This is a genomic window from Pseudoalteromonas sp. G5_S1_14_S5 (assembly GCF_054968605.1).
Map to the genome: position 1 here is coordinate 1 of NZ_JBQKUM010000137.1, position 5,122 is coordinate 5,122.

A 5,122-nucleotide genomic window follows, 5' to 3' on the forward strand; every position below is an offset into this window, starting at 1 on the left:
GTTAATTGTGGCTTTAGGATATTGGGTTTTCTTTGCAAAGTACACATGCCAAAACCGTTGACGTTGAGCGTTAATGAAACGTCGAAATTCATCAAAGTCAAGGCTGTGAGATTCTGTATCGTCGATTTGCAGAAATTCATACTCAGAGAGGAGTAAATCACAAAGCCCATCTCACCAACGTTTTTCGACTTTTTCATGGCAATAGGAGAGCGCCTTTCAATCGCCGTGTGAATTTTCCCCAACAAGGGTCACAGATGCATGAACATGAGGGTGCCAAGTTAAGCTTCTCCCAAAGGTATGTCGTGCGCAGAAAATTATAATTTCCAGTACTGCCTGCTTAGCCGCATAAAGGAGGTTGTCGATAGCGAGTTGGCAAAGCTTATCGAGTAACCATCGATTGGTGCGAAATATGGGTCATAAAACATCAGGGAAAATGAATGTCATATGACAATGTCGTCGAAAAGCTTTATCCGGTCGCGATGATTATCAGTGCTGATACGGCATCGAAAAAGACTTTTTACCTGAGCCTCAAACGATGAACAATAAATTGCTGTTAGCCGACGCAGGATATCCTGTTTTCTACTTCTTTATCGAGCTTGAACAGCATGGCGGGTTTTATAATGTCCGAGGTGCTAAGTTTCTGAACCCTGTGATTATTGAGGCAAGGAACGGCAAGGGGCGTCTTCTGCCTAAGCTAGAAGGGAAGAAACTGAAAGACATTACTCGAGGTACCAACCGTTCGCAAGTCCCTGACCAGCCCGTCTAGGTAAACAAGAGTTTAGAGTTGTGCGGTGTTGGTTTACTTAAGAAAAACGATTCTTTATTTGGATAACTAACTTACCTTCAGACTCCTATACTGCCGATGACAGGTGGAGCTACTTTTTAAAGAGTTAACGTTTCATACCAATTGGCAACGATTTGTCACCGCACAAAAGGCCATCGTTGAGGGGCTCATCTGGGCCAGTTTACTTGCACTGATCATTAGGCGTAGTATTTCGCTTCAGATAAAGCCATCGGTCTCACTGTTTAAATCGGTAAAAAATGTGGATTTCTAGCTGTTACCAATATTTTAATGTATCAGTCACGGCGCATGATCAGAAATCAGCAATAAAATCGAATGGGCTACCAATTATATATCAAGGAACGCTCCAAAGTTCGCGCAGAGGAAATCTTAATAAAATATGACGTTGGATGAAATTTACGCTGTGTTAATGCTTAAAGTTCTGTCTAAAATTGGTTGATGTCTACCATTTAAGAAATAAAGTTACTTTCGTAAAAGTAAAATGATTGAATTTATATCCATTGGTTTGTAATAATAAAAACCTTGAATTGTATTTACACCTATTTTTTTTAAATAAATTAACTGCTGTTTACTTTCAACGCCTTCGGCTATAACGCTAAGGTTTAAATTTTCAGCAAATGAGACAATAGTTTTTACAACAGCTTGAGACTTTGGATTATTTAATATGTCTATTAAAAAACATCGATCAATTTTAAGTTCAGATATTGGTATGTCCTTAACCATGCTTAAAGAAGAAAAACCAGTACCAAAGTCATCTAATGATATCTTTACATTACTCGCGTTTAAAAGGTTAATTTGATTTATAGCATTATCACCTGAGAATAAAGTACCTTCTGTTATTTCTATCTTTATATTAGTTGGAGAGATGTTAATTTCTTTGATTTTTTCCAAAATTAACTCTACTATTGAATCCCTTCTAAATTGGATCGAAGATATATTTATTGAAATAGTAAAATCTTTATCTATAAAACTTTTCATAACCTTAACATCTTCAAAAACTTTTCCAATTAACCAACGTCCAATAGGTAGTATTTCTTCTGTTTCTTCAGCAATTTTAATAAACGTATCAGTAGGTATCTTTCCATATTTCTCATTTTCCCACCTCATTAAAGCTTCTACACCGATTATTTTATCTGTCTTAGAGCAAACTTGTGGTTGATAATGAACGTATAACTCTTTTCTATTCAAGGCGTTTCTCAATAACTCATGAAGAATGAAATCATCTTTTATTTTAATTTTTGTGTTAACGTCATAAACCTTGAACGTATTCCTTCCGTCATTCTTTGCATCATACATTGCAATATCTGCTTTTTTTATGAAGTCTTTACAGTCTTTTACATTATCTCTAGATGTTGCAATTCCTATACTTATTCCGATACAAATACTTTGTTTTTTTATTATTTCATTGCATTTGAATTCTTCTATTATTTCCGAAGCCAAGTCAAGAAATCTGATTTCTTCTTTGCTTGAGGATAAGAAAATTGCAAACTCATCCCCACCAAATCGACTGAATAGATAATCGTCTATGTCGTGAAAAATATTACTCGATGTTAATGCTTTTTTGATTTTATTTGCCGCTAATTTTAGGACCTCATCGCCAAAGTCATGGCCAAGCGAGTCATTAAACAACTTAAAGTCATCAAGATCTAAGAATAAAAGACAGAACACAGCATTCTCTTTTTTTTGTTCCATAGAGTGACTGAGTTTCTTCTCAAAGAAAGCTCGATTGTGTAACTTTGTTAAGGTATCTGTATAGGCTATCTCTTTTATTTTTTTTCTTTGAAAGTCCAACTCTCTATTTTTTTCTAAAATTAACATCAACAAGTCTTTTACATCTTTGTTCATATTGTCTGGAATAGATAAATCAATAAGTTTATTATCTGATATTTTGGCGTTTGATATAACAAGTCGTAATGGTTTTATAACATACTTACTCATGTGGTAAAGTAACACAAAGTTAAAGGTTGCAACTGTTATAAAGATAACTAAAATAGTCAGATAAAGAATTTTTTCGAATACTTCAAGTAAAACCTCTGAATGCCAACCAATTACATAAAGAAGGTCATTAATATATATCGTTTCAATTAAAATGTCTTTATCTATATCTAAGAATTCATCTTTACTTAGTGGTAATGACATATCAATTAAACCTATATTTCTGTACAATAATACATCATCATTATATATTGCATTCCACCCCCCACTACCTAGATGAGTCATTTCCATGAACTTATTTATAAAGTCTAGAGAATGAAGCGTCATAACGTATCCACCGATGTTCGTTGACGCACTCTGATATTTTTCTAATTTGGATACAACAAGCATCATCGGGGTGTCATTCAGTATAATCGTTCCCTTGTAATTGCTTTTATGTTTATTTGACTGGATATATTCTTTGAATAAATGTATCAGTTCCTCATCGGAAAATTCATCTATGTTTGATTTCTTTGATGACAATATTTTTTCAAATTCACCATTATGCACTGATATATATTTTAATGATTCAATAGATTTTAAAAAAACATCTAGTTCATTAAGTATTGATTTGTATATTATATAATCTCCAACTATTTTCTCCGTGGGTCCTATGTATTTATTTAGAATATCGTTTTTGCTAATGATATCAACCTCAGATTCTAAGACTTCAATCTTATCTGTTATCAAGAACGATAGTTTTTTCGTTTCTTGTGAAACCAAATATTCAACCTCATTTGTGATGTGTTGCTTGTAAATATATAAAGAAGAAGCAACTAAAATTATCATCTGAATACTAACAGAAAATGCAGCTAATAAAAAAAACTTATAATCAATCTTCATTTTTTGCCTTGAAGTTAATTTCATTTAATGTTTGATTTCGAAACTCAATCGTATCCAAATTAACATTTCTATACATTTCAGAATTAACAAGAGATTCCTCGTTTGGATAAATATCTCTATTTTTCAATGATTTTTCAGGAAGAATACTTATTGCATGTAAGTTGGGGGTCGCTCCATTTGTATAAATAGCGTTTTCTGCTGCTGCTTCTTTGGTATTTATAAATCTTAGAAATTTTATTGCTAAGGTGGGATTAGCTGAACCTGAAGATAAACATAGCAAGTCAGCCCAAACAGCCCCTCCCTCATCTGGTATAATATATTCTATATTGGTTTCATATCTTTCTTTGAGCATGATAGCATCGATATTGTAGGATATTGATGCATAAGCTTCTCCAGTCACCAACTTCGATTCATTAGAGAGTTCAAATTCATCATAGTATTCTTGAACATATTTAGATTGGTTAAGTATCACACTCTTTGCTTCGTGTAATTCAGATTTTAAATTACTACTAAAAGAGTATCCTAAATATTTAAGTGCCATACCAAAGAGCTCATCATCGCGGTTTGGCATAATAATCTTTCCCTTTAAACGGTTGCTTGGAATGAATATATCTTTCAAACTATTTATAGGGTGAATAACTAAATCTTTTCGGAATGCTATCCCTGTTGTACCCCAGAAATAGGGTATACATGCATTACCCCTAGTATGTATATCTTTAACTTTCGGAAGCTTTACATGAGTTAGGTTATTACTGGGCTTGTCTATTTCCTTGATCCATCCTAGTGACATATAATGCTCAGTAGCTTGTGAGTCAACCAATATGAGATCAAACTCTCTATTTCCATACTTTAAAATATAATCATCTCTGTCTGAATCAGATTCAAATGTTTTTATATTTACGTTTGCTCCATGTTTTTTTTCAAAATTATCTACTACACTTGGATTGATGTATTCATCCCAAATAAATAAATTAACCTCATTTCTTTCCTTGGCAAAAGAATAATGCACATTAAAAATAGACAATAAAATAAATATTTTTTCTCTATTCACTTTAATTTCCCTCCTCCCCCCAATTGTAAAGAACATTACTAAGCTTAGTAGATGTCTATGATTTTGTCAGGGTAGTAGGGGACGGCGTTGATGTGATGGAAGTATCTCCCCCTCTCTGTAGAGGCTTTGATGCGTAATTCAATGGAACTAAATCCAGAGCCTAAGATCTGATCTGCTACGTTCATCCGTGATCAATGGCTCCCAGAGTTCATCTGGAGGTGTTGAGATCAAAGGTTCTAACCATTCCACTTGATCATGCTTTCGGGCTTTGTATTAATCTCCGCTCCGTTCTAATCAAGTGTCTAGTTTATTTATTCAACATTATCCCATTGTTTCACAAAGTGATTATTAGCAACTTGCTTGACGTTATGCTGTATTTCACTGCTTTGTTTTCGAATACGCTCCGCGTCTATTGAATAGTTTGGTTCATTTTTAACGAGTTCGCCAAATGG

At 33.7% G+C, this 5,122-nt stretch carries 4 protein-coding genes and 1 pseudogene; 1 reads left to right on the forward strand and 4 read right to left on the reverse strand.

Going from position 1 to position 5,122, the window contains the following annotated elements; all coding sequences use genetic code 11:
* On the reverse strand, window positions 1-197 hold a 197-nt coding region (locus ACTRWI_RS21845; protein ID WP_499133812.1), incomplete at its 3' end, for a hypothetical protein.
* Between the two features lie 19 nt (window positions 198-216).
* A complete protein-coding gene (locus ACTRWI_RS21850; RefSeq protein ID WP_499133815.1) occupies window positions 217-411 on the reverse strand; it encodes a transposase in 195 nt (64 codons plus the stop codon).
* Between the two features lie 24 nt (window positions 412-435).
* Here ACTRWI_RS21850 and ACTRWI_RS21855 point away from each other — a divergent pair.
* Window positions 436-1,175: pseudogene (locus ACTRWI_RS21855) on the forward strand (transposase); the annotation flags it as partial.
* Between the two features lie 89 nt (window positions 1,176-1,264).
* On the opposite strand, the gene ACTRWI_RS21860 reads toward ACTRWI_RS21855, so the two are convergent.
* Window positions 1,265-3,619, reverse strand: a complete 2,355-nt coding sequence (locus ACTRWI_RS21860; protein WP_499133813.1) for a putative bifunctional diguanylate cyclase/phosphodiesterase — start codon at window positions 3,617-3,619, stop codon at window positions 1,265-1,267.
* Window positions 3,609-4,670, reverse strand: a complete 1,062-nt coding sequence (locus ACTRWI_RS21865) for an ABC transporter substrate-binding protein (protein ID WP_499133814.1) — start codon at window positions 4,668-4,670, stop codon at window positions 3,609-3,611. The genes ACTRWI_RS21860 and ACTRWI_RS21865 overlap by 11 nt, the downstream gene beginning before the upstream one ends.
* Window positions 4,671-5,122: the final 452 nt, after the last annotated feature.

What these genes read in the sequence shown, in the direction of transcription:
- ACTRWI_RS21860 (WP_499133813.1), bottom strand. Translation starts at nt 3,619, where the DNA reads ATGAAGATTGATTATAAGTTTTTTTTATTAGCTGCATTTTCTGTTAGT.